Raw genomic sequence first — 24654 nt, 5'->3', positions numbered from 1 at the left:
CACGGATCCGGTGAACCAGGAGAGTTGTAGACCTGAGGATCTGTCAGCGTCAAGAAGTAGTCGGGAAGTTGTGTGGAGAGGACGACCTTGTCGATCTTTGTTTGGCATCCAGATCACGAGTGACACACAATGGACACCCTTTTTTCACAATGCCCTTGACCCCTGGGTGTAACCATCGGTAACTTCCGAGATGGCTACTGACGCGTAACGAGAAAGCCCTTGCGATTTCCGGGAGTTGTGAGGAGGTGTGCGCGACAGCCGCTGTCCGCGCCAGGACAACGTGCCATTTGAAGCCCAACCCGCATGACTATGCCCATGGGAGCAGACATGGCCTCGTCCTCGGACGTCACGTCGTCCGCCGACAACACCCCCGAGAACCCGGTGAGCGGTTCCGCAGAGAGACGCGGCCGGGTCCGGCTGCGCCGGGCCGCCGTGATGGCGGTGCCCGCGACCTGTGTCGCCGCGGGGCTCGCGATCCTCACCGCCGAGGGCGCCCTCGGCGTGCAGTTCTCGATCTCCGGTATGCCGTTCGTGGTCACCGCCGACAAGCTCGAAGGCAATGGCTTCGCGCAGTTCGGTTCGCTGGACCACATGATCCCGAACAGCCCCAACCAGGGCGACACGGGCGGTGACGTGCTGGTCGTCACCTCGGTGGTGAAGAGCGGCAAGCTGACCAACCTCTGCCAGAGCGTCGACCTCGGTGGCATCCAGCTCGTCCTGACGGCCGGCAACAAGGGCACCAAGGTGGGCGTGGAGAACCTGGCCATCGACTCCGACGAGATCACCGGCAACGCGGCGTTCAACAACATCCAGATCGGCCGGGACGCCAGCACCTTCGACAAGGTCGACACCCGGGGCATGCCCGGCGTCTACGGCCAGCAGGCCGAGAAGGTCGTCATCACCGACCTTTACCAGCACAACTACGCCGCCACCGCGGCCGTCTTCAAGCTGCCCGACCTGCGCATGAAGTTCAGCAGCGAGGGTTGCAAGTAATGAACCGGTTCCGGCAGTGGAGCGCGCGCCGGCCCTTCCCCGGCGGGCTGATGCTCGTCCTGGGCGGCGCGGAGATCCTGGTGACGATGAAGGCACCGCTGCCGGTCATCCTGCACGTCGGCATGCAGGGACTGGCCGGCTACCTCCTGCCTACCCTGATGGTGCTGATCGGGCTGCTGATCCTGTTCAACCCGACCCAGCGCCTCTTCTACTCGATCCTGGGCGTCCTGCTCTCCCTGGGCACGTGGCTCACCTCGAACATCGGGGGCTTCCTCATCGGTCTGCTCCTCGGAGTCGTGGGCAGCTGCCTGGCCTTCGGGTGGGTGGCGGACCAGGATCCTCGCAAGAGCCGCCGCCAGCGCAAGGACGAGGCCCGGCTGCAGGCCAAGGCCGCCGCCGTACCGTCGTCGTTCGAGCAGCAGGCCGGCGGACCCGCCTGACCGCTGTACGCCCGCGCCGACCCCTGTGACGGGGGCCGGCGCGGCGGCGTCTTCGGCCGCGACGGCCCTCGCGGCGGGAGCGGACGAGCCCGGCGAGCTTCAGCTTCGTCAGGTGCCGGCTGACGCGGGCGACGCCCAGCCGACCCGCTCCGCCAGCCCGCTCACTTCGCTCTCGGCCCTGCGCCAGCGCCAGCGCCCACACGATGTGCGGCCGCGCGGGCGAGGCCGGCAGCCCGAAGGTCTCGGCCGCCCGTGCGAGCACATCGGCGGACGGATCCCCGTAACCTCCACCGCCCCTGCCGCGCCCGCCGACCGCCACCGCCTCTTGTGTCCTGTGCCCCACCGCGTCCCCTCACGGGACCGGCCCAGTCCAGGCACCTGGTCGCGGGCCCACGCCATGGACGTCGTGCGGACTTGGGGTCGGCGCGAGATCGCATGATTTCGGCCATCGCTCCGCTGTGGAGGATTTCTTCCGTCGCTGGAGGTCGCGTGGAGGAATACTCACGTCCGGGTTTCGAGCGAATACGGCAACTCGCCCCGTGAAAAGGGCGATTGGTCCCGCCTAGTAGATCACGATGCGGCAGCGGCAACTCACCGCATGCGATTGCTCACTTGACTACCGGCGGTCACACACGGTTGGCTCCCAGCCAGCGAAAGTGTCTCGGTCGGCGTCCTTCCTGCGACTTCGACCGCGCTCGATCTTTCCTCCTGCTCTGCCGCACAGCGAGGTGCACCCCCGATGAACACTCCCCTCCCACCTCCCTCCCCCCGCAGATCCGTGCGCGTCACGGCTCTCGCCGCAGCCGTGTGTCTCCTCCTCGCCGGCTGCTCCGCCTTCGGCGACACCTCGGCCGACGCGAACGCGGACGCGGCGGGCCGGGCGGACACGGGGCGGCTGAAGATCGCCCTGGTCACCCACGGCGGCAGGGGCGACGACTTCTGGGAGCTGGTGCGCAAGGGCGCCGAGGCAGCGGCCGAGAAGGACCACGTCGACCTGACGTACGCGAGCGACTCCGACGCGGCGGGGCAGGCGGAACTGGTGCGGGACGCGATCCGCGACCGGGTCGACGGCATCGCGCTGACCCTGGCCAAGCCGCAGGCGATGAAAGCACCGGTCGCCGAGGCGAAGTCGGCGGGCATACCGGTGGTCGGCCTGAACTCCGGTGTCACCGCCTGGCAGTCCACGGGGATGCTCGAGTACTTCGGCCAGGACGAGAGCGTCGCGGGCCGGGCCGTGGGTGAGAAGCTGAACGGGCTGAAGGCCAAGCACGCCCTGTGCGTCATCCACGAGCGGGGCAACATCGGCCTGGAGGCGCGCTGCGCGGGCGTGAAGAAGACGTTCGGTGGCGAGACCGAGATGCTCTACGTGGACGGCACCGACATGAACGCGATGTCCACCGCCGTCACCACGAGCCTGGAGCGGGACCCGAGCATCGACGAGGTCGTCACGATGGGCGCGCAGTTCGCGCTCGCGGCGGTGAAGTCGGTGAAGAAGGCCGGCAGCCGGGCGCGTGTGGCGACCTTCGACCTGAACAAGGACCTCGTCGAGGCGGTCCGCGACGGTGACGTGCAGTTCGCCGTGGACCAGCAGCCGTACCTCCAGGGCTACCTCGCCGTGGACGCGCTGTGGCTGTACAAGACCAACGGCAACATCAGCGGCGGTGGCGTGGCGCCGGTGCTCACCGGCCCCGCGTTCGTCACCAAGGCGAACGTCGCCGCGGTCGCTGGATTCGCCGCCAACGGAACCCGCTGACCGGACCATCCCCGCTCACCGTCCCTCATACTCCCCCGCCCTCCCCCACCGTCCCCTCCCCTCGCTCCCCGCTGATCGCCCAAGGATGACGATGTCTCCACGGAAAGGTGCCCGGCGCCGCCGTCTTGGCTCCATACGTCTCTCCCTGATCCTGCTGGCCCTGGTCCCCAGCGTCACCCTCGCCGCCATGTGGGGCGTGACGACGATCCAGACGTTCTCGGAAGGGCTACGGCTGCGCGCCCAGACGGAGCTGAGCAAGTCGACCGGCGCCATGGGCACCGAGGCCACGCTCGCCCTCCAGGGGGAACGCAGTCTGTCAGCGGCCTGGCTGGCCTCGCCGAAGGGCTCCCGTGCCGCCCTCGACGCGGCGCGCAAGCAGACCGACGAGGCGGTCGCGAAGCTGGTGAGCCAGCAGGACGCCATCCAGGAGGCACCCGACCGGGTCGCGGAGCGGATGTACTCGGTCGTCGCGTCGGTGGGCAGCCTGGAGTACTACCGGGGGCAGGTGGACCATCCCACCGACATCACCGCCGAGCAGGCGCTGGACCAGTACACGTCGATCATCGACGACCAGATCCACGCCTTCCAGGAGCTCTCCCAGGTCGACGACGGCGACCTCACCTCGCAGGCCGGCCCGCTCGTCGCGCTGGAGCACGCGGCGGAGCTGGTCTCCCAGGAGGACGCCCAGCTCACCCTGGCCTGGCCCACGGGGCAGATGGACGGCAAGGCGTGGACCGCGTACGCGCAGCTCGTGGAAGCGCGCCGCTGGCTGGTCCAGGACCAGGTCGTCCCCGCGCTGACCGGCGCCGCGAAGGCGGAGACCGAGCGGATACTGCAGAGCCCCGAGTGGCAGACCCTGGAGTCCGTGGAGGACCAGGTGCTCGCCGCCCGCATCTCGAGCCGCGACGGCCGCAGCATCGCTCTGCCGGAGTCGGGGAAGCGGTGGAGCACCGCGATGGACAAGCTCTCCAAGAACTACACGAACCTGATCCAGCAGCAGACGAACGCACTCCTCGAACGCAGTTCGGACCGGGCCGACGGGCTGCTGCTGAAGGCCGCTTCGCTGAGCGCCGGCGGCCTGGTCGCGCTGCTGCTCTGCGTGGGCATGTCCTGGCGGATCACCCGGTCCCTGTCCCGGCGGCTGCGGGGTCTGCGGGAGGCCACCCTGGGCCTGGCGCAGGAACGGCTGCCGGATGTGGTTGCACGGCTCGACCGTGGGGAGAAGGTCGACGTGAACTCGGCGACGCCCCCGCTCGACTACGGCAACGACGAACTGGGTCAGGTGGCGCAGGCCTTCAACACCGCGCAGCGCACCGCGGTGCACACCGCCGTCGAACTCGCCGACACCCGGCGCGGATTCCAGAAGGTGATCCTCGGCATCGCCCGGCAGAGCCAGAACCTGGTCAACCTCCAGCTCAGCAAGCTCGACGCGCTGGAACGCCGACACCAGGACCCCGACGTGCTCAAGGGCCTGTACGAACTGGACTCCACGGCCAGCCAGTTGCGCCGCTACGAGGAGAACCTCGTCATCATCAGCGGCGAGCGGCCCGGGCGCACCTGGAGCGAACCGGTGGCGCTGATCGACATCCTGCGGGGCGCGGTCGGCGAGGTCGCCGAGTACCAGCGGGTGGAGGTGCAGACCGAGGAGGAAGTGTGTCTCGCCCCGCCGGCGGTCGCGGACGTGATCCACCTGCTGGCCGAGCTCATCGACAACGCGACCGTGTACTCACCTTCGCCCAGCCCGGTCTGGGTGCGGGCCTCCATGGTGGCCAAGGGCCTCGCCATCGAGATCGAGGACCGGGGCCTGGGCATGTCCGAGGACGACTACGCCTCGCTCAACGCACAGTTGGCGGAGCCTCCGCAGTTCGACGTGGTGGGGCTCGCGGACGACCTGCGGCTGGGCATGTTCGTGATCTCCCGGCTGGCGCACCGGCACGGCATCACGGCCCATCTGCGCTCCTCGCCGTACGGCGGGACCACGGCGATCGTGCTGATCCCGCACGACATCGTGGTACGGGAGGCGCCCGGCGAGCCGGAGGGGAGCGCCGACGCCGACGCCGACGCGGCCGGGCCCGCCCCGGAGGCGCTCCCGCCCCGCTCCCCCGTCCCGGTCCGCACCGCCGCCGTCGCCGCCCCCGCGGCGCCCGCGCGGACCGACGGGCTCACCCCGCTGCCCCGGCGCGTCCCGCAGACCAGCCTGGCCGTCGAACTGCGCGAGGAGGCCCTGCCCGCCGAGGAGGACACCTCGGCCGACGACTTCACCGCGGAGCGCGCCGCCTCCTCGCTCGCCGGTTTCCAGCGCGGCACGCTCCGCGCACGGGACGACGAAGGACCGGAGCCGTACGACGCTGAGGAGCCGGCCGCCACGGGCGCCTCCCCGACCTCGACCCCACCCGCCGACCGCTCGTGAAGGACACCGTCATGACACGCCCCATCCCCGCCACGAACACCCAGCTCGACCAGTTGCTCACCGGACTCGTGGACCGGGTCGCCGACGTGAACCAGGCCGTCGTGCTCTCCGACGACGGGCTGGTGGTCAGCAAGTCGACCGGATTCCTTCGTGATGACGCCGAACGCCTCGCGGCGACCGCGTCCGGGCTGATGAGTCTCAGCAAGGGCGTCAGCATGGACTTCCGGGGCGGACCGGTGCGCCAGGCGCTCATCGAGATGGCCAACAGCTATCTGATCCTCACCGCCGCCGGGCCCGGCGCCCATCTCGTGGTGCTGACCGGGCCGGGCGCGGACGTCGGGGTGGTGGCGTACCAGATGAACATGCTGGTGAAGAAGATCGGCGAGCACCTGAGCGCGGCGCCGCGGGCCGGTGTCGGTCCCGTTGTCGGCAACGGCGGGTGAGGTGAGCGGAGCCGACGAGGCGGGCCGACTGGTACGACCGTTCGCCCTCATCCGCGGACGGACCCGGCCGAGCCGCGCCGACTTCACGCTCATCACGACGGTGACCGCGGTGGATCCGCCGCCCGACCGTGCCATGCGCCCGCAGCCCGAGCAGGCGCGGCTCCTGCGGCTGTGCGCGCGGCCGGTCGCCGTGGCGGAGGTCGCCGCCCATCTCGACCTCCCGGTGAGCGTGGTCGTCATCATGCTCTGCGACCTGCTGGAGGCGGGCCTGATCACGGCGCGTCCGCCGCACCCCGTCTCCGGCACCCCGGACCTGGACCTGCTGCAGAAAGTGAGGGACGGCCTTGGCCGGCTCTGACACCACCGCCGCACCCGACACCGTGAAGATCCTCATCGCCGGCGGCTTCGGCGTCGGCAAGACCACCATGGTCTGCTCGGTCAGCGAGATCGCCCCGTTGCGTACGGAGGAACCGCTGACCGTGGCCGGGCTGGGCGTCGACGACCTCGTGGGCATCGAGGAGAAGCGTGCCACCACGGTGGCCCTGGACTTCGGTCGCATCACCATCAGCGACGACCTGGTGCTGTACCTGTTCGGCACGCCGGGGCAGCAGCGGTTCTGGTTCATGTGGAACGACCTTGCCGTGGGCGCGCTGGGCGCGGTGGTTCTGATCGACGTGCGGCGGCCGGAGGCGAGTTTCGCCGCCGTCGACTTCTTCGAGCGCCGGGGCATTCCCTTCGTCGTCGGTGTCAACGGCTTCCACGGACAGCACCCGTATCCGCCGGAGGACGTCCGGGACGCCCTGGCGCTGCCGGAGCACATCCCGGTGCTCCTGTGCGACGCGCGGGAGCGGGAGTCGTGCCGGGACGTGCTGATCGCGCTGATCGACCGGTTGATCGCCACGGTCTGAAGCAACCGCATCACGGTGAACCGCCGTAAACGGATGGCGGTTTCCCGCCAAGCACGTCCGTGTCATTGACGCTCACCCGCCTCAGCTCTACCTTCTGACCGCCCCACCGAACCACGTTCGATACATCGAACAACCTAGAGCGCGCCTTGAGGGCACCCGCACCCCCTGGAGAGCACATGACCCCGGCCCCCCAACCCTCCCGCCGCACGATCCTCGGCCTGGCCGCCGCCGTGCCGCTGAGCCTGACCCTCGGTTCCGGCTCCGCCCAGGCGGCCGACTCGGCGTACGTCATGGCGTACTTCACCGAGTCCACGACCATGCTCGAGGCCAACTACGGTCTGCACCTGGCCGTCAGCCAGGACGGTCTGCAGTGGATGCCGCTCAACCAGAACAACCCCGTGGTCACGCCCACCGAGGGGGCGCTCGGGCTGCGCGACCCGTTCATCCTGCGCAAGCAGGACGGCACCTTCGTCGTGCTCGCCACCGACCTCAAGGGCACCGACTGGAACTACGTCAGCCAGTACGTCCACGTCTGGAACTCCACCGACCTGCGCACCTTCACCGGCTACCACCGGCTGAAGCTGCACGACATGAACACCCACAGCTGGGCACCGGAGGCGTTCTGGGACGCGGGTCGCGGCCAGTACGCGCTCATCTACTCCGCGGTCAACAGCAGCGGCCACAACGTCATCATGGTCAACTACACGACCGACTTCGTCACGGCGTCGGCCCCGCAGGTCTTCTTCGACCCCGGTTACGACGTGATCGACGGTGACATGGCCGTCGGCGTCAACGGGGTCAACTACCTGTACTTCAAGAAGAACGGGACCCTCGTCGGCGCCAAGTCGAACTCGCTGAACCCCGGCAGCTTCACGCCGTTCAGCACCGCGGTCTCGCACGGCGGCACCGAGGCCCCGACCCTGGTCAGATCGCTGTCGTCCGGCACCTGGTACCTGTGGGGCGACACCTACACCCCCAACGGCGTCTTCTACGCCTGGCAGAGCAGCGACCTCGCGGCCGGCACCTGGACGGCGCTCGACCAGCGCCTCTACACCCAGCCGCTCAACTCAAAGCACTGCGGCATCCAGTCGATCACCTCGACCGTGTACGACAACCTGGTCGCGAAGTGGGGCGCCCCGACCTGGAACCGGCTCAAGTCGTACAACTTCCCCGGCCGTTACTGGCGGCACAGCAACTACGTGGGCCGCATCGACCCCTACCCCTTCGACCCGTACACCGACTCGCAGTGGAAGCTGGTGCCGGGCCTCGCCGACAGCTCCGGGGTCTCCTTCCAGTCGGTCAACAACCCGACCCGCTATCTGCGCCACTACAACTACGAGCTGCGCCTGGACGTCAACGACGGCACGTCGACGTTCGCCTCGGACGCCACGTTCCACCGCGAGGCGGGGCTGGCGGACGCTAGCTGGGCCTCCTTCCGCTCGCACAACTTCCCGACCCGCTACATACGTCACTCGAACTACGTCCTGCGCATCGACCCGATCTCCACGACGACGGAAAAGCAGGACGCCACGTTCTACGTCGGCTACTGACCTCCCCAGCCCCTCACAGCTGGGCAAGCCCCGACAGCGGTTCCGCCACCACGCTCACCTCCACCGCCGGCGGCGGTCGTCCGTGCCTTCGGGCAGGACGACCGCCGCTGACGGCGAAGACGGGCACGGCGTGCAGCCCACCTCACAACTCAGCGAGCGCGGGCAGCAGTTCTGTCGCCGTGGTCACGTCCGCTGTCAGTGGGCGGTCGTCCGTGCCCTCGGGCAGGGTGGCCGTCGCGATGGTGAAGGCGGGTACCGGCGGGGGTGCCGGGTGGAGCCGCAGTGCCCGTACGGCGGTGACGAGTTCGCAGGCCAGGACGGTGGCGTAGGCGTCGGCTGCGCGCAGGGCCTGGCGGGCGGCCTGGGAGGCGAAGCTGGCGGCCTCCTCCAGGCCGTGGGAGAGGACGGCGTGGCCGGCCGAGGCAGGGGCGGCGCAGGCGCGCAGTTCGGCGAGGGCCGAGTTGGCGGTGTACTCCAGGATCATCGTGCCCGAGCTGCTCGCGGGGCCCGAGGCGAGGAAGGCGGGCAGCCCGGTGAGGTCCGGGTCGCCGAGCGCGGTGAGGCGGGCGACGGACAGCTGGGCGGTCTGCAGCAGGGCGAGGACAAGTCCGTCCAGGGCGAGGCCCAGGGGCGCGGCGAAGAAGCCGCCGTGGTGGTAGGCGGTGGTGCCGTCGGGGTCCATGAGGGGGTTCTCGGAGGGGCAATTGACCTCCACCTCGACGATCCGGCGCAGTGCGTCGACGGCGTCCAGGGCGCAGCCGTGCACCTGCGGAAACGCCCGGAAGCCGAAGGGGTCCTGGATCCGCCGCCCGGTGCCGAGCGGCCGATCCGGCAGCCCCAGCAGCCGCCGCACCTCTCCGGCCGCCCGCACCGCCCCCGGATACGGCCGCAGCGCGTGCACGGGTGCGGCGTACGCCTCCCCCGACCCGGCCACCGCGACGAGCGCCAAGGCGGCCACGGCATGCGTGGCCCGCACCAACCTCCCGACCTCGTGACAGACGAGCCCTGCCTGTCCGAGCGCGAGCGCGTTGCTGCTGAGCAGCGCGAGGGCGTCACCGGGGTGGAGGGTGACGGGGGTGGGCAGGCCGTGCGTCGGACCGACCGGCGCTTCCCCGGCCCGCCCCGACACCGACTCCGTGCCCTGTGCCTCCCCCGACCGCTCCTCCGGTGCCGCCGACCGGTCGGTCAGCCAGGGCCGTTCGCCGATCAGGGTCAGGCCCGTCTGGGCCAGGGCCGTCAGGTCACCGGTGCCGATGCCGCCGTAGGTGTTGATCGCGGGGTGGACGCCGTAGGTCAGTGCCTCGGTGAGGGCGTCGATGAAGGCGGGCTGGATGCCGGAGCCGCCGGCGAGGAGTTGGTTGGCGCGGACGGTGAGCATCGCGCGGACCTCGCGGGCGGGCAGCAACGGCCCCGCGCCGCCGGCGTGGCTGCGCAGGACGCGCAGGCCGTGCGAGGCCTCGTCGTCGCTGTCGACGGTGACGGAGCGGTGCGCGCCGACGCCGGTGCCGCGGCCGTAGAGCCGCCCCGACGCGGCGAGTCGCTGCGCGGTGTGCCAGGAGCGGCGGGCCCGGTCGTAGGCCTCGGGGGCCACGACGGGAACGGCCCCGCCGTCGGCGAGCCGGATCAGCTCGTCGACGGTGAGGCCGGTGCCGTCCAGGGTGACGGGGCCGCCCCCGGGGGCCGGGGGCGGTCGCGTCGGATCGTCGGCGATGGTGCTCACCAGATGGTCAGCCCAGGCCGGCGGACTTCAGCCAGGCCTTGGCCACGTCCAGCGGGTCCTTGTTCTCCAGCTGCACCTGCAGGTCCAGGTCGAGCAGCGTCTTGGTGTCGAGCTTCGCGGAGACCGCGTTCAGCGCGTCGACGCCCTCCTGGGACAGCCCGCTCTTGTACGCGAGCGGCGTCACGTTCGCGAAGCCGAAGAGGTTCTTCGGGTCCTGGAGGACGACGAACTTCTCCTTGAGGATGGTCGGGTCCGTGGTGAAGATGTCCGCCGCCTGCACGGTGTTCTTCTTCAGCGCGGCCTGGGTCAGCGGACCACCCGCGTCGAGGGCCTTGAAGGACTTGAACTCCAGGCCGTACTCCGACTTCAGACCGAGCAGGCCCTGCTGCCGGGTCTGGAACTCGGGCGAGCCGCCGATCACCAGGTCGGGGGCGGCGTCCTTGAGGTCGGCGAGGGTGGACTGCGCGGTCAGGTTGTACTTCTGCGCGGTCGCCGCGTTGATCGTGACGGAGTCCTTGTCCTCGGCGGGCGCCGACTCCAGCAGCGTCAGCTTGCTGTCGAGCTTGGCTTTGACCGCCGCGTTCACGGTCTCCTTCGACTTCTGCTCCGCCTTGCCGTCCAGGTACGCCAGCAGCGAGCCGTTGTACTCGGGCAGGACGGTGATGGAGCCGTTCTTCAGCAGACCGTAGGTCGTCTCGCGGCTGCCGATGTTGGGCTTGTAGGTGACCTTGAGGCCCTTGGCCTTCAGTGCCTCGCCGTAGATGTCGGCGATCAGGATGCTCTCGGCGAAGTTGTTGGAGCCGACCACGACGGTCTTGCCGTCCGACTTGCCTTCGGAGAGGGGGTCCTTGGTGTCGTCGGAGGACGACGAACATCCCGCGACGAGCACCGCCGCGGCGGCGACGGCGACGGCTGCGACGCCGGGGTGTCTCGGGCTGAACGAGCTGCTCTTCGCGGTAGGAATCACAGAGTTGATCCAATCCAGCCAGTTCTGGCTCAGTCAAGAGCAGTCTTGTTACCGATTGGCTTCGAAACATGACCGGTTGTAAAAGCACGGCAAACAGGACCCGGTCCGGCCGACGGCGACGCGACGGCGCTTCGTAATGGATTCTTGACGTAGGGCGACGCGATCGCCCCTCACACATGCCGGTAGGCTCACGTCCGGTTGACATCGGTCACAGTGGTCGCGGGGGTTCCAGTCCGCGTCGATCAGATCCGGTCACGTACCCCACGAAGGAGGCCCGGTGTCCACGAACGAGGTGGACGCGCCCGCCGCGCCGTCGCGGCGCGGGGCCCGCCGGATCCACGGCATACGCGGCGTACACGGCTTCGCCGACCGATGGCCCTTCCGACTCAAGCTCAACGTCCTGCTGGGCGTCCCGCTCGCCGTGGTCGCGGTGCTGCTGGGCTACATCATCATTGACCTGTCCCAGGAGTCCGACCGCGCCGAGTCGGCGGCCCAACTCGTGCGCGACAGCACCGAGGTGGCCAAGCTCGTCGACCGACTGGAGTCCGAGCACCAGCAGGCCATCCTGCTCTCCGTGCGGCACGAGGCCGCCAACGACGGCGGCACTCCCTCGCAGACCGCCTACCGGATGGCACAGGTGATGGTGGACTCCCAGGTCCGCACGGTGCGCGAGACCTTCGGTGACCGGCTGCCGGACACCGAGGCGCAGGCCCTGCGCGAGGTCACCGGCCTGGACAGCCTGCGCGACACCATCGAGCAGGGCTACCTGCCCGCCGACAACATCGACCCGGCGTACACCAACGCCGCCCAGAGCGTCATCGACGGCCTCGGGCTGGACCGCAACACCGCCCTCTCCGCCACCTTCACCGGCAACCTCCTCGACTCCCTGCTGCGCGCCGACGCCGCCCACGCCGCCTACGAGACCGGCGTGTTCTCCGCGCGCACCGGTGACTCCAACGCGCTCATCGAGTTCACCGGCGCGGTCGGCAACTACGCCGTCTACACCTACCAGACGGAACGTTTCTCGCGGTTCGCCACGGAGGAGCAGGCCGACACGCTCAGCGGCATCGAGCACAGCACCCCACAGGCCACCATCGGCCGCCACTACGCCGAACTCACCGTCGACCCCAGCTCGCTGCAGGCCGACTCGCCCGCCGCGGCCCGCAAGGCGTTCCAGGAGTCGCTGGCGTCCTACGGCGTCTACCGCGACCAGGCCGAGAGCCGGCTGAAGATCACCACCTCGCTCATCGGCGAGATCGCCGACCGGGCCGACGACGCCTCCGAGAGCGCCCAGAGCCGGGCCCGGCTGTTGCTGTGGCTCACGATCGTCGGCTTCGCCCTCTGGATCGCCTTCTCCGTGCTGGTGCGCCGCTCCGTGGTCCGCCCGGTGCTGGCCCTCACCGGCGCCGCCCGGCAGGTCGCCGAGGTCGCCGACCGCGAACTCGCCCGGGTCGCCGACGACGACGCCGAGGACGACGGGCCGCCCCGGCTGCGCGAGATACCGGTCACCGCGCGCGACGAGATCGGCCAGCTCGCCGAGGTGTTCAACCGGGTGCAGACCACCGCGGTCGCGCTGCTGGCACGGCAGGTGCTCAGCCGCCGCAACACCGCGGAGATGTTCGGCAACGTCGGTCGCCGGGTCAGCAACCTGACCACCCGGCAGCTGGCGCTGATCGACGCGGTGGAGCGTGGGGAGACCGACCCGGCCCTGCTCGAACGGCTCTACAGCATCGACCACATCGCGGTCCGTCTGCGCCGCAACGCCGACAGCCTGATGCTGCTCGCCGGCATCCGCGAGACCGTCCTGGACTCCGGCCCGACCGCGCTCACCAACGTGGTACGCGCCGCGCTCGGCCAGATCGAGGGCTACCAGCGGGTACGGCTGTCCGCCCGGACCGAGGTCATGGTGGAGCCCGACATCATCGGCGACCTCACGCTGATGGTGGCCGAACTCCTGGAGAACGCCGTGTCGTTCTCCCCCTCGGACAGCACCGTCGAGGTGAGCGTGCGGGACGTCGCCGAGGGCGCGCTGATCACGGTCGCCGACCACGGCCTGGGCATGAGCGCCGAACGGCTGGAGGAGGAGAACGCCCGCCTCATCCGCCGCGAACGCCTCGACCTCGTCCCCACGAAGGTCCTCGGCCTCTTCGTCGTCGGCGCCCTCGCCCGCCGCTGGGAGGTCGGCGTCACCCTCGCCCGCACCCAGGGCGGCGGTGTGACCGCCGAGGTGACGATCCCCTCGACCCTCCTCCTGACCATGAGCGCGGTGGCCCCTGGCGGTTCAGCCGGGGTACCGGTGCGCGACGGTGCCGGTGAGGAGAGGGACGCATCGGGGACGGCGGGCGCCGAACTCACGGTCGGTACCGGGAGTGCGGCAGGCGCGGACGACACCGCAGGTACGGCGGGGGCGGGCAGCGCGGCCCCTGCCGGAGGTACCGCAAGCGCCACCGGCACCGCAGGCACGACAGGCCCGGACCGGACGATTACCGCCGCAGGCACGGCAGGCGGCGACGGCACCAGGCGTACAACGGGCGCGGGCAGCCCGACCGCTGCCCCAGGCGCCGCGGGCGCGGACGGCACCGGAGACACGGCAGGCGCGGGCAGCGCGGCCGGTGTCCCGAGCTCGGTGAGCGTCAAAAGCACCGCTGGTGACCGGCGTTCCGGTGATGCGGGGCGCGGCCCCGCCGCCCGTGGCACGGAGGGCGTCGGCAGTCACGCCGGGACCGTCGCCCAGGCGCCGCTGCCCGGCGTGCCCGCGCAGACCGGCCGGGCCGGATCCGACGAGCAGCCCGGCACCCTTCCTCGCCGCCTCCCCAGGCGGGACGACGCCACAGGTGGCCCGCGGGCGCCCTTGTCCCCGGCCGCCGATGCCGGGCAGACCCCGTCCGTTCCCCAGCGCCCGCACGAGGGCACGCCCCGGGCGACCCCGTCCTGGGCGACGAACACCCCCTCGTCGTCCCCGGCCCCCGCCGGTGCCGACGGCGGCTCACGCCCCCTGCGCCGCCGCGTCCGGGGAGCCACCCTGCGTACGACGGCCGGTGCCGCCGCCGAGCAGGCCGCGCGCCAAGCAGCCCGCCCCGCCGACGCCGACGCCGTACGGCTGGCGCTGGAGGAGTTCGAGGAGGCAGTGGAGCGCGCGAACCGCGACAGCGGCGGCCCGCGCGAAGAGCGCGACGCGCACCACGCGAACGACCGGCACACGACGGACGACCGACAACCGACGGCCGACAGACCCACCCAGGACCCCCCACCCACCCCACGCGACGGACACGACCACCCCGGCCCGCGTGAACCGCACCACCAGAACCACCTCCCGGAAGGAGCCGAGCAGTGAGCACGTCGACAGGTGACACTCCGACGGGAGGCACCACGCCGACCGACCTGCAGGCCGCCGCAGCCGACTTCACCTGGCTGCTCAACCGTTTCGCCACCGAGACCGCGGGCGTCGTGGACGCCATCGCCGTCTCCTCCGACGGCCTGCTCATCGCCGTGTCGGAGCTACGCGAGCACGCGGACTCCGAGCGCCTGGCCGCGATCGTCTCCGGCATCACCAGCCTGGCCGCCGGCGCCTCCGGCAACTACGGCCTCGGCGGGCTCAACAAGGTCATCATCGACCTGGAGGGCGGCCACGTCCTGGTCTCGGCGATCGGCAGCGGCGCCGTGCTCGGCGTGGTCACCGACAAGGAGGCCAAGCTGGGCAACATCGCCTACGAGATGACGGTGTTCGCCAACCGGGCCGGTACCGCGCTCAGCCCGCAACTCGTGCTGGAGCTGAAGAACAGCGTCGGCGCCACGAAGCCGACGCGGCGCTGAGCGCCCGCCGCCGGCCGAGAGAGGAAGACGACCTGCGATGGCGGACGGCCGCACTGCGAGCGGCGCCGACGAGGACGGCACCCCGCCGCCCCCCGTACCGGCCCCGGTCGGTCCCGCCTCCGCCGTACGGCCGTTCCTGGTCACCGCCGGCCGGGTGGCGGGTACCGCCTCCGGCCGGACGATGCCCGTCGAGACCCAGGTGGTGGCCACCGTCACCGGGCTCGACGCGCTCGACCGGCTCTCCTTCGAGCGGCACGACATCATCGCCGCGTGCCGGCTGCCGCAGTCCCTCGCGGAGCTCGCGGCCCGGCTGCGGCTGCACCTGAACGTGGTGCGGGTCCTCGCCGAGGACCTGCGCGACGCGGGGCAGTTGACGGTGCACGTGCCCGACTCCGACGTCACCCACGACGCTTCCGTCCTGCGCAGGGTCATCGACGGCCTGCGCGCGATTCCCGACTCCCGGGGGGTACTCCGTGACTCCGACTGAACCGCTCGCCCCCGTCGCCGCCGACCGGGCGGCCGTACGGCCGCCGCTGCCGGTGAAGATGGTGGTCGCGGGCGGTTTCGGGGTGGGCAAGACCACCACCGTCGGCGCGATCTCCGAGATCGAGCCGCTGACCACCGAGGCGGCGATCACCGAGGTCGCGGCGGGCGTGGACGACCTCACGCACACCCCGCGCAAGGCCACGACCACGGTCGCGATGGACTTCGGCTGCCTCACCATCGACCCCACCCTGAAGCTGTACCTGTTCGGCACGCCGGGGCAGGAGCGGTTCGGCTTCATGTGGGACGACATCGTCGAGGGCGCCGTCGGCGGGCTGGTCATCGTCGACACCCGCCGCCTCGACGACTGTTACGCGGCCGTCGACTACTTCGAGCACAAGCAGATCCCGTTCGCGGTCGCCGTCAACGCCTTCGACGGCAAGGTCGAACACACGCTGGACGAGGTCCGCTGGGCCCTCGACGTCGCCGACCGCGTCCCCGTCATCGTCTTCGACGCCCGCGAACGCGGCTCGGTACGGGACGCGTTGCTCGTCGTCCTGGAACTGGCGCTGGCCCGCTCGGAGGCGTGAGCGGCACGGAATGCGCGGCGGGCAAGGGTGACTTCGCGGCCCTGGGCGGTGGGCCTGGGCTTCGAACACGTCGTCCGGCATGTCCTGGGAGAACCAGCCACCGAGGAACTGACCGGCCTTCGTCGACCCACAACAAACAGAGGACCCTTGCCAAGTACTCAATGGAAGGGTCCTCTCGGCTCGCGCCGTGGGTTTAATGCACGTCCAGCCAAGCCCTCACAAGGTGGCAGCTGTAATTGTCGCCGTCCACCCACGACACCGGAGTGTCCCCAGTCGTCGTGCGCGTCTTCCACGCGCCGTAGACGGTTATGGAGTAAGGATAGTTGGGCGAGTCACATTGAGCCTTGACACGATACGACCCGAACCCCCGGCTACAGTGGGCGTACGCCCTGTTGGCGTCGCCGACGAATGCGCTACAGCCGGAGACGGCTGCCTGGGCAGTACCGCCGAAGGCAGTCAGCATGCCGCCTGCCATTACAGCGACCACGAAGAGTCTCAGGCTTGTTGCGTACTTCCTCAGTGTGTTCAATGAAGCCCCCGTTGAATCGAGTGGGCCGTGGCCGATGCGACGACCACGAACCGGCCCGTACCGCACCAAGGTTCTCTTTGCGGTAAGTCGCCCGTCAGACTAGTCATGTTGATCGACAACGGCCAGCGATTTCCTGAAATCGCTTGCCGCCACAGGCGGGAGCTCGAATTGTACGAGCATTCGGCCCGGGCGGGCCGTTGATCGCAGGACAGTTGGCGCGAATCGAACCGTTGCAGGACCTGGCGATGTGTCGCTATTGCTCACGCATTTCCGGTCGGCTCACGGGACACGCCACCGACACATGAAACTGACCAAGCCCTGCTGGTTGTCCGGTCAGCACACCTAGGGCCTTTCGTTTGGATCATGCCGGGCTCGCGGGGTCCGGCCTGATTCAAACGAAAGACCCTAGGCGCTCCTGCGCACCCCCGGGGACACCGCGATCCTGGCGACCGCCCAGAAGACGGCCAGGGTCACCAGGGCCAGTACGGCGACGCAGGTGGCGCCGCCGATGACCTTCTCGTAGTTGCGTTGGTAGAGGCCGTCGACGATGTAACGGCCGAGGCCGCCGAGGGAGACGTACGCGGCGATGGTGGCGGTGGAGACGATCTGGATGGCCGCCGAGCGCAGGCCGCTGAGGATCAGCGGGAGGGCGACCGGGAGTTCGACGCGGAAGAGGATGCCGGCCTCGTGCATGCCCATGCCGCGGGCCGCGTCCACCGGGGAGGGGTCGACGGAGCGCATCGCCTCGTACGTCGTGACCAGGATCGGCGGTACGGCGAGGACGACCAGGGGGATCATCACGTTCACCAGGCCGAACCCCAGCAGCAGGGTCATCAGCACCAGCAGACCGAAGGTGGGCAGGGCACGCCCGGCGGTGGCGATCAGGGAGAGGGCGTTGCCGCCGCGTCCGTAGTGGCCGGTGACCAGGCCGACCGGCAGGCCGATCACAGCGGCCAGGGCGAGCGCCTGCAGGGTGTACTGGACGTGCTCCCCCACGCGGGTGGGGATGCCGTCGTAGCCGGTCCAGTGGGCGTGGTCGCTGAAGAAGGCGTTGACGAAGTTGAGTACGTTCACCGGGCTGCGTCCTTCACCTTCAGGGTGGGCACGTCCGCATCGGGCTTGGCTTTCCGGCGGCGCGCGCCGCTCGGCATCCAGGGCGTCAGCAGGAGGCGTACGACAACCAGCAGGCCGTCGGCGAGGATCGCCAGGACGGCCATGGTGATCACGGCGTTCCACGCGAGTTCGGGCCGGTTGTAGATGGTCGCGTCGTTGAGCAGGTTGCCCAGCGCGCCTTGGTTGCCGATGAGGGTGCCGACGCTTACGAGGCTGATGCTCGACACCGTCGCCACCCGCAGGCCCGCGATGATGGCGGGCACGGCGATCGGCAACTGGACCTGGACGTAACGGCGTACGGGCCCGAAGCCCATCGCGGTCGCGGCGGCGAGGGTCTCCTGGGGCACCGAGCGGACGCCGTCGACGATCGCCGGGACGAGGACGACGAGGGTGTAGACGGTGAGCGGGATCATCACCGTGAGCTCGGTCTGGCCGGTGTAGTCGATGAGGACCACGAAGAACGCCAGCGACGGGATGGCGTACAGCACGGTCGTCACCCACAGCACCGGCGGGTACAGCCAGCGGAAGCGCACGCACAGCTGGGCCACCGGCAGCGCGACCACCAGACCGGCCAGGACCGGCAGCAGAGCCTCACGCAGGTGCAGCCCGACGAGGCCGAGCCAGCTGTGCTGGAGGTCGCTGGGGATGTCGAAGAAGCCGTTCATCGGGCGGCCTTGGAGTCCGTACGGCCCTCCGCGTGGGCGCCGCGGATCGCCTCGGCGATGGTCTGCTGGGAGACCACGCCGGTCACCCGGCCGTCCGCGTCCACGGCGACGGCCCACCCGGTGGGCGAGAGCACGGCACAGTCGAGGGCGGCCCGCAGCGAGTCGGTGCCGGCGATGAAGGGCCGCCCGTACGGCAGCAGCTGCTCCTTCACGACCTCCCCCGCGGTCAGCTCGCCCGGCTCGCTCCAGCCGAGGGGCCTGCCCTCCAGGTCGGTGACGAGGAGGTAGGGGACATCGGCCGTGGCGCGCGCGGCGATCTGCTCGGCCCCGGCGTCGACGGCGACGATCGGGGAGGTCAGCAGCTCCAGTGCGGCGGACGGGAAGAAGGAGAGCCTGCGGATGCCGCGGTCGGCGCCGAGGAAGTCCTCCACGAACGCGTCGGCGGGGTCGGACAGCAGCTCGGCGGGCGGTGCGAACTGGGCTAGTTTGCCACCGGTGCGCATCACGGCGACCATCGTCCCGAGCTTGACGGCCTCGTCGATATCGTGGGTGACGAAGACGATGGTCTTGCCCAACTCCCCCTGTATACGCAGGAGTTCGTCCTGGAGCCCCTTGCGTACCACGGGGTCCACCGCGGAGAACGGCTCGTCCATGAGCAGCACGGGCGGATCGGCGGCGAGCGCCCGCGCGACACCGACGCGCTGCTGCTGGCCGCCCGAGAGCTGGTACGGGTACCGCTTGGCGAGCGAGGCGTCGAGTCCGACCCGGCTCATCAGCTCACGGGCCCGCTCCCGTGCCTTCTCCTTGCCCCAGCCGAGCATGCGGGGCACGGTGGCGATGTTGTCGACGATCGTGCGGTGCTGGAAGAGGCCGGCGTTCTGGATGACGTACCCCATGGACCGGCGCAGGGAGTTGACCGGCTGCTGCGTGATGTCCTTGCCGTCGATGAGGATGGTGCCCTCGCTGAGGTCGACCATCCGGTTGATCATCCGCAGGGTCGTCGTCTTCCCGCAGCCCGAGGGGCCGACGAGGACAGTGATCGAGCGGTCCGGTATCTCCAGGGAGAGCCGGTCGACCGCCACCGTGCCGTCCGGATACCGCTTGGTGACTGAATCTATCCGTATCAAAGCGCCGAACACCCTTCGGGTCTGGCAGAGCCGCTGCCCGCGCCCCTGGCCGTGATCGGGCGGGCTGTTGCGGGTGAGTGTAGACGGCCCATGTTGCGCGGCTGTGGCCGAGTCTCGGCGCCCCGCAGGCCGGGAAACCGACCGAACCGCGGCGGTGAGGCCGGCCTGTACCGGATGTTCAACGACATCGTGAGCGGCCCGCGTTGAACACGCCGCACGGACGGCGCGGACCTATTCGCGCCCGCGGGAGACAGCGAACTCCTCACCCTCGTCCCACTCCGAGCATGTCGGAGACGGCAACACAGCCGGCCGAGGAGAAGCTCAAGCGGTGTGCCCGGGGAGGAGGCGTGGGCGTCCCGAGCCGCACGACGCGCTTGCCCCGATGCTCAGGAAGCCGCCCCCGCCGCTCCCGGGAACCCCGGCGTCCGCAGCACGCGGCGCTCCGCGTCCACGGCGTACACCTCGCAGCCCTCGCGTGCGGCCGCCCAGTCGATGCCTTCGGGGCCCATCGCGAAGGCCGCGGTGGCCACGGAGTCCGCCTCGGTCAGGGTCCGGGCGACGACGGTGACGCTGAGGAGGCCGGTGGCCGGGCGGCCGGTGCGGCCGTCGATGATGTGGTCGCCGCGCTCGTAGCGCGCGGAGGTGGCCACCGCGCCGTCGGTGAGGGCGAGGACGGTGCACAGCTTGTCGGCGTGGTCGGGGTGCCGTACGCCGACCCGCCAGGGGCCGCCGGAGACGACGACGTCGCCCCCGGCGTTCAGGCAGAACCGCCGCGCGCCGGCAACCGTCAGCACCTCCGCCGCCCGCTGCACGGACCAGCCCTTGACGACCGCGCAGGGGTCGAGGCCGCGCCCGGGCAGCCGTACGTCGAAGGCGCCGCCGGTGGCGATCCGGTACTCCTCGCACAGGTCGAGCACCTCGGTGAGGTCGGCGCTCAGCCAGTCCGGAGACAGCTCGCCCCGGTCGAGGCGGGACACCTCGCTGCTCGCCTTGAAGGGGCTGAACCGCTCGTCGACCTCGCGCAGCCACGCGAAGACGGCGTCCGCGGCCCCGGCGGGGACGTGCTCGTCGTCGATCCGCAGCGAGACCGGGAACCCCATGACATGTTCGACGCGGTGCACGTCAGGGGCCCTTCGCGTCGATCGCGGCCTGGAGCGACTTCTTGTAGCCCTCGGTCGTGATCGTCGCCCCGGACACCGTGTCGACGTCCGCGCTCTGCGCCTGAAGCGTCTCCGCGATCAACTTCGGCACCGCGGCCGTGGTCTGCGGGTGGTTGGGCTGCTTCAGCATCCTCACAGCCGTGATCTTGCCGCCGTCGTAGGTCACCTGGACCTGGACGTCACCCTTCTCCGTGGTCACGGTCGTGCCGGTGAAGACGGTCGATCCGGAGGACGCGGGCGGCGTCGAGGCGGGGGCGGTGGCCTCCGTGGAGGTGGAGCCGGTCGACGGCTCGTAGCGCCAGACGGGGATGAGACCGACGACGGACAGGACCAGGACAGGTATGGCTCGCTTCACGATGTCTTCCTCATCCCGCCAGGCTGAAGCGCTCGAAGTGGGTCTGCTGCTTGGGCACGTTCAGCTCGCGCAGGCTGCCCAGCACCGCGTTCATCATCGGCGGTGGTCCGCACAGGAACACGTCGCGGTCGGCGATGTCCGGCACCAGCCGGGCCAGTTCGGCGGGGGCCAGCCTGTCGGGGACGTGTGGGCCGGTCACCAGGTGCAGCTCGGCGCCCTTGGCGTCGGCGAGTTCGCGCAGCTCGTCGTAGAGGACGGCGTCCCGGTCGGTCGCGACGCGGTAGATGACCACGGCGTGGCCGTGCAGCTCCTCCAGCAGGGCCCGGATGGGCGTGACGCCCACGCCGCCCGCGATGAGGACGGCCTCGGGCCGGGTGCGGTGCATCGCGGTGAAGGCGCCGTAGGGGCCCTCGGCGAAGACCCGGGTGCCGGGCTTGACGTGCCTGAGGGCGGCGGAGCCGTCGCCCGCGGCCTTCGCAGTGAGCCGCAGCGTGCGACCGTCGGGCGCGGCGGACAGGGAGAACGGGTTCGCCTGCCACCAGCGGTCCTTGGTCAGGAACCGCCACAGGAAGAACTGTCCGGCGCGGGCGGGCAGCCGGTCCAGGTCACGGCCGGTGATGTAGACGGAGACCACGTTGTCCGATTCGGGCACGACCGCCGACACGCGCAGCTGGTGGCGCCAGTTCCGCCACAGCGGGAGCACGAGACGGCCCACGGCCACCGTGCCGAGGGCGACGCCCCACAGCGCGTACCAGTAGGCCGTGGCGGCGGCGGACGCGGTGAACGTCGTCCCGACGGCGACCTGGTGGGTGAAGGCCAGCACCACGGCGACGTACGTGTACAGGTGGACGAAGTGCCAGGTCTCGTAGGCCAGCCGGCGCCGGGCCCAGCGGGCCGACACCGCGCCGATCACCAGGATCAGCACGAAGGCGACGAGGGCGCGCAGCACGCCCTCGATGGTCTCGGCCAGGTTGATCAGCTGGTCGAGCGGGTCCATCGAGGTCAGCTCGGCATAGCCGAAGGTGATGAACACCACATGCCCGACCAGCGTCCACAGCAGCCCGAAGCCGACCCAGCGGTGCCAGGAGGTCAGCCGGTCCATGCCGATACGGCGGTCCAGCCAGGGCAGCCGGGCCACCAGCAGCAGCTGGAACGCCATCAGCAGCGCGGCGTACAGGCCGGTGAAGCGGCCCAGCACCATGAGGGCGTTGGAGTCGAAGCCCGCTTGGACGAAGAAGAAGGTCACGACGGCCACGTTGGCGGCGAGCACGGCGTAGAGGCCGGTGCGGGCCACGACTTTGGGACGTATCGCCGTGGGGGGCGCGGGTGGCGATTGGACGGTCGTCACGGACGAAACTCCTTGATCGAATCCTCGGGACTCTGAGCTTCGCCGCTGGGAGCTGTCGTTTTCCTGTCGTACAACTTTCAAGTGGTTATCGAAGCACATGGGTGGGGTGCCCGGGGGTGGCGGGAGCGGGTCCGTGGCGCAGTATGAGCGGGTGGAAAAAGTACGACTGCTGGTCGTGGACGACGATCCGCCCATCGCCGACCTGGTCGCGACCGTCGCCCGCTACGAGGGCTGGGAGGCGGTCACCGCGAACACGGGTGAGGCGGCGCTGCGCAGCGCCGCCGAGTTCCATCCGGACATCGTGGTGCTCGACCTGATGCTGCCCGACATCGACGGCTTCGGCGTCCTGGACCGGCTGCGCCGCTCCGGGACGATGGTGCCGGTGGTGTTCCTGACCGCGCGCGACGGGGTCGCCGACCGGGTGGCGGGGCTGACCCGGGGCGGCGACGACTACCTGGTCAAGCCGTTCGCCGTGGAGGAGCTCATGGCCCGGCTGCGGACCGTGCTGCGGCGCAGCGCCGGGCCCGCCTTCCAGCGGTCGGTGCTGCGGGTGGCGGACCTGACGATGGACGAGGACACCCGCGAGGTGCGCCGCGGCGAGCAGTTGCTGACGCTGACGCCGACCGAGTACGAGGTGCTGCGCTATCTGATGCGCAAGTCGCCGACCGTGCTGACCAAGGCGCAGATCCTGGACCACGTGTGGGAGTACGGCTTCGGGGGCCGCTCCAACGTGGTGGAGCTGGTCGTCAGCCGGCTGCGCCGCAAGCTGGACGCCACGGGTTCGCCGCTCATCCACACGGTGCGCGGGTTCGGATACGTGGTCCGGCAGGCGGCCGAGTGATCCGGCGGCTGCGGCGGACGTACAGCAGGCTGCGGCTCGGCACCCGGCTGGCGCTGGGCCTGGGCGTGCTGTCGCTGATGGTGTTCGCGGTCGTGGGCACAGCGCTGACGACTTATATGCGCGACTACCTGTCGCGCCAGCTCGACACGCAGTTGGCACAGGGCCAGATCGCCCAGGCCAAGAGCATCGCGGACTACGGCACGCTGACGGAGAAGAAGTACTACAGCTGGTTCTACGCCGTGTACGACGTGTCGGACGGCAAGGCCGAGCTCCGCAGGCCCGACGACCCCGCCGACCTGCCGGAGGACGTCGACGACTTCGCCGCCCTGGCCCGGGCGCAGACCACCGCCGACACGGAACTCCTGCGCACCGAGCATCTCCAGGGCAAGGGCGCCTACCGGTTGCGCGCCTGTGAGGTCAAGCCCGGCGTGGTCCTGGTCAGCGCGGCGCCCATGGACGACATCGACGACACCGTGGGCCAGCTGATCACGATCCAGGTCCTCACCTTCGGGCTCGCGCTGCTGGCTCTCGTGGTGTTCGGGCGGGCCATGCTGCGGCGCGGTCTGAAGCCGCTGAGCGACATGGCGCACACCGCGCACGGCATCACCTCGCACGACCTCACCGAGTCGGCGGCCCGGCTTCCGCTGCGCGCGGACGGGCCCGGCGGCGGCCCGGAGGTCGAGGAGCTGCGCACCGCGTTCAACACCATGCTGGAGCACATCGACGACTCCCTCGCGGTCCGCGCGGAGGCCGAACAGCGGCTGCGCCGCTTCGTCGCCGACGCCTCGCACGAGCTGCGCACCCCTCTGATGTCGGTACGGGGCTACGCGGACCTCTTCCAGTACGCCGCCGCCAACGCGCCCGAGGAACGGGACAAGCACCTGGCCCGCCTGCGTGCCGAGGCCGCGCGCATGGGGTTCCTCCTCGACGACCTCCTCCTGCTGGCCCGTCTGGACGCGGCCGAGGTGGAGACACCGCTGCGTCTGGAGGACGCCGACCTGGTGGAGCTGGTCCAGCAGGCGGCGGACGCGTTCCGCGCGAGCCGCCCCGACCGTCCCCTGAAGGTCACCACCGGTCCCGGCCCGCTCCGCCTGCGCATCGACCCGCAGCGCGTCCGCCAGGTCCTGGACAACCTCCTCACCAACGCGGCCGTCCACACCCCCGCCGGCACCCCGGTGTCCGTCGAGATCGCCGTCGCCCCCGACGCGGCCCTCGTCCGCGTCACCGACGCCGGCCCCGGCATCCCGCCCGCCGACCGCGAACGCGTCTTCGACCGCTTCTACCGCGTCGACAAGGCCCGCAGCCGTGACCGCGGCGGCAGCGGCCTCGGCCTCTCCGTCGCCCGCTCCCTCATCCACGCCCACGGCGGCACGCTGGAACTCGGCGGGGGGCCGGGGGCGACGGTGTTCACTGTGCGGCTCCCGTTGACGCGGGGGGCGTGAGGAC

At 70.5% G+C, this 24654-nt stretch carries 22 protein-coding genes and 1 pseudogene; 14 read left to right on the top strand and 9 right to left on the bottom strand.

What is annotated here, in order from left to right; translation table 11 throughout:
* Nucleotides 1-327 precede the first annotated feature (327 nt).
* Complete coding sequence (locus AC067M_RS20045) at nucleotides 328-993, top strand: DUF6230 family protein (RefSeq protein ID WP_478698333.1); 666 nt, start codon at nucleotides 328-330, stop codon at nucleotides 991-993.
* Nucleotides 993-1433: a DUF6114 domain-containing protein gene (locus tag AC067M_RS20040; protein WP_478698332.1), complete on the top strand. Its 441-nt coding sequence runs from the start codon at nucleotides 993-995 to the stop codon at nucleotides 1431-1433. The genes AC067M_RS20045 and AC067M_RS20040 overlap by 1 nt, the downstream gene beginning before the upstream one ends.
* 58 nt (nucleotides 1434-1491) lie before the next feature.
* Here the strand turns inward: AC067M_RS20040 and AC067M_RS20035 are convergent.
* Nucleotides 1492-1752 (bottom strand): annotated as a pseudogene (locus AC067M_RS20035) (ArsR family transcriptional regulator); the annotation flags it as partial.
* A gap of 420 nt (nucleotides 1753-2172) precedes the next feature.
* Between AC067M_RS20035 and AC067M_RS20030 the strand changes: the two are divergent.
* From AC067M_RS20030 to AC067M_RS20005, 6 genes are all read left to right on the top strand, one after another.
* The gene (locus AC067M_RS20030) at nucleotides 2173-3186 is read left to right on the top strand and encodes a substrate-binding domain-containing protein (protein ID WP_478698331.1); all 1014 of its coding nucleotides are present in this window, start codon (nucleotides 2173-2175) and stop codon (nucleotides 3184-3186) included.
* 91 nt (nucleotides 3187-3277) lie between these two features.
* Nucleotides 3278-5596 (top strand): sensor histidine kinase, encoded by a 2319-nt coding sequence (locus AC067M_RS20025; protein WP_478698330.1) that lies wholly within the window; start codon nucleotides 3278-3280, stop codon nucleotides 5594-5596.
* 11 nt (nucleotides 5597-5607) lie between these two features.
* Nucleotides 5608-6039, top strand: a complete 432-nt coding sequence (locus tag AC067M_RS20020) for a roadblock/LC7 domain-containing protein (RefSeq protein ID WP_133932660.1) — start codon at nucleotides 5608-5610, stop codon at nucleotides 6037-6039.
* A gap of 1 nt (nucleotide 6040) precedes the next feature.
* A complete protein-coding gene (locus AC067M_RS20015) occupies nucleotides 6041-6397 on the top strand; it encodes a DUF742 domain-containing protein (RefSeq protein ID WP_478698329.1) in 357 nt (118 codons plus the stop codon).
* Entirely contained in the window at nucleotides 6384-6947 is a 564-nt protein-coding gene (locus tag AC067M_RS20010) for a GTP-binding protein (protein WP_478698328.1), read from the top strand. Before AC067M_RS20015 ends, AC067M_RS20010 begins: the two co-directional genes overlap by 14 nt.
* Before the next feature lie 176 nt (nucleotides 6948-7123).
* Nucleotides 7124-8497 carry a glycoside hydrolase family 43 protein gene (locus AC067M_RS20005; protein WP_478698327.1) on the top strand — a complete coding sequence of 458 codons (1374 nt, stop codon included), beginning with the start codon at nucleotides 7124-7126 and terminating at the stop codon, nucleotides 8495-8497.
* 142 nt (nucleotides 8498-8639) lie between these two features.
* Here the strand turns inward: AC067M_RS20005 and AC067M_RS20000 are convergent, their stop codons facing one another.
* Both AC067M_RS20000 and AC067M_RS19995 read right to left on the bottom strand, forming a co-directional pair.
* The gene (locus AC067M_RS20000) at nucleotides 8640-10217 is read right to left on the bottom strand and encodes an aromatic amino acid ammonia-lyase (RefSeq protein ID WP_478698326.1); all 1578 of its coding nucleotides are present in this window, start codon (nucleotides 10215-10217) and stop codon (nucleotides 8640-8642) included.
* Between the two features lie 7 nt (nucleotides 10218-10224).
* Nucleotides 10225-11181 carry an ABC transporter substrate-binding protein gene (locus tag AC067M_RS19995; RefSeq protein WP_478698417.1) on the bottom strand — a complete coding sequence of 319 codons (957 nt, stop codon included), beginning with the start codon at nucleotides 11179-11181 and terminating at the stop codon, nucleotides 10225-10227.
* Nucleotides 11182-11461: 280 nt separating this feature from the next.
* Between AC067M_RS19995 and AC067M_RS19990 the strand changes: the two genes are divergently transcribed.
* From AC067M_RS19990 to AC067M_RS19975, 4 genes are read left to right on the top strand one after another with little or no spacing between them, the layout of a single operon-like run.
* On the top strand, nucleotides 11462-14518 hold the full coding sequence (locus AC067M_RS19990) for an ATP-binding protein (RefSeq protein WP_478698325.1): 3057 nt from the start codon (nucleotides 11462-11464) through the stop codon (nucleotides 14516-14518).
* Nucleotides 14515-14997: a roadblock/LC7 domain-containing protein gene (locus AC067M_RS19985; protein WP_478698324.1), complete on the top strand. Its 483-nt coding sequence runs from the start codon at nucleotides 14515-14517 to the stop codon at nucleotides 14995-14997. Before AC067M_RS19990 ends, AC067M_RS19985 begins: the two co-directional genes overlap by 4 nt.
* Before the next feature lie 37 nt (nucleotides 14998-15034).
* Nucleotides 15035-15484, top strand: a complete 450-nt coding sequence (locus AC067M_RS19980; RefSeq protein WP_478698323.1) for a DUF742 domain-containing protein — start codon at nucleotides 15035-15037, stop codon at nucleotides 15482-15484.
* Nucleotides 15471-16070 carry a GTP-binding protein gene (locus AC067M_RS19975; protein WP_133932651.1) on the top strand — a complete coding sequence of 200 codons (600 nt, stop codon included), beginning with the start codon at nucleotides 15471-15473 and terminating at the stop codon, nucleotides 16068-16070. The genes AC067M_RS19980 and AC067M_RS19975 overlap by 14 nt, the downstream gene beginning before the upstream one ends.
* Before the next feature lie 934 nt (nucleotides 16071-17004).
* On the opposite strand, the gene AC067M_RS19970 is transcribed toward AC067M_RS19975, so the two are convergent.
* From AC067M_RS19970 to AC067M_RS19945, 6 genes are all read right to left on the bottom strand, one after another.
* On the bottom strand, nucleotides 17005-17673 hold the full coding sequence (locus AC067M_RS19970) for an ABC transporter permease (RefSeq protein ID WP_478698322.1): 669 nt from the start codon (nucleotides 17671-17673) through the stop codon (nucleotides 17005-17007).
* Nucleotides 17670-18377: an ABC transporter permease gene (locus AC067M_RS19965; protein ID WP_478698321.1), complete on the bottom strand. Its 708-nt coding sequence runs from the start codon at nucleotides 18375-18377 to the stop codon at nucleotides 17670-17672. Before AC067M_RS19965 ends, AC067M_RS19970 begins: the two co-directional genes overlap by 4 nt.
* Nucleotides 18374-19504, bottom strand: coding sequence for an ABC transporter ATP-binding protein (locus AC067M_RS19960; protein ID WP_478698320.1), 1131 nt, complete (start codon nucleotides 19502-19504; stop codon nucleotides 18374-18376). Before AC067M_RS19960 ends, AC067M_RS19965 begins: the two co-directional genes overlap by 4 nt.
* A gap of 386 nt (nucleotides 19505-19890) precedes the next feature.
* Nucleotides 19891-20625, bottom strand: a complete 735-nt coding sequence (locus tag AC067M_RS19955; protein ID WP_478698319.1) for an FAD:protein FMN transferase — start codon at nucleotides 20623-20625, stop codon at nucleotides 19891-19893.
* Nucleotide 20626: 1 nt separating this feature from the next.
* Nucleotides 20627-21019 (bottom strand): FMN-binding protein, encoded by a 393-nt coding sequence (locus AC067M_RS19950; protein ID WP_478698318.1) that lies wholly within the window; start codon nucleotides 21017-21019, stop codon nucleotides 20627-20629.
* Nucleotides 21020-21029: 10 nt separating this feature from the next.
* A complete protein-coding gene (locus tag AC067M_RS19945; RefSeq protein WP_478698317.1) occupies nucleotides 21030-22367 on the bottom strand; it encodes a ferredoxin reductase family protein in 1338 nt (445 codons plus the stop codon).
* Nucleotides 22368-22518: 151 nt separating this feature from the next.
* On the opposite strand from AC067M_RS19945, the gene AC067M_RS19940 reads away from it, so the two are divergent.
* Together AC067M_RS19940 and AC067M_RS19935 are read left to right on the top strand one after the other, a co-directional pair.
* Nucleotides 22519-23208: a response regulator transcription factor gene (locus tag AC067M_RS19940; RefSeq protein ID WP_133932720.1), complete on the top strand. Its 690-nt coding sequence runs from the start codon at nucleotides 22519-22521 to the stop codon at nucleotides 23206-23208.
* On the top strand, nucleotides 23205-24650 hold the full coding sequence (locus tag AC067M_RS19935; protein WP_478698316.1) for a sensor histidine kinase: 1446 nt from the start codon (nucleotides 23205-23207) through the stop codon (nucleotides 24648-24650). Before AC067M_RS19940 ends, AC067M_RS19935 begins: the two co-directional genes overlap by 4 nt.
* Nucleotides 24651-24654 lie beyond the last annotated feature (4 nt).

The organism is Streptomyces sp. NPDC043427 (genome assembly GCF_056436655.1).
The sequence above is the reverse complement of the archived record's forward strand: the minus strand, read 5'-3'. Positions and strand labels throughout refer to the sequence as shown.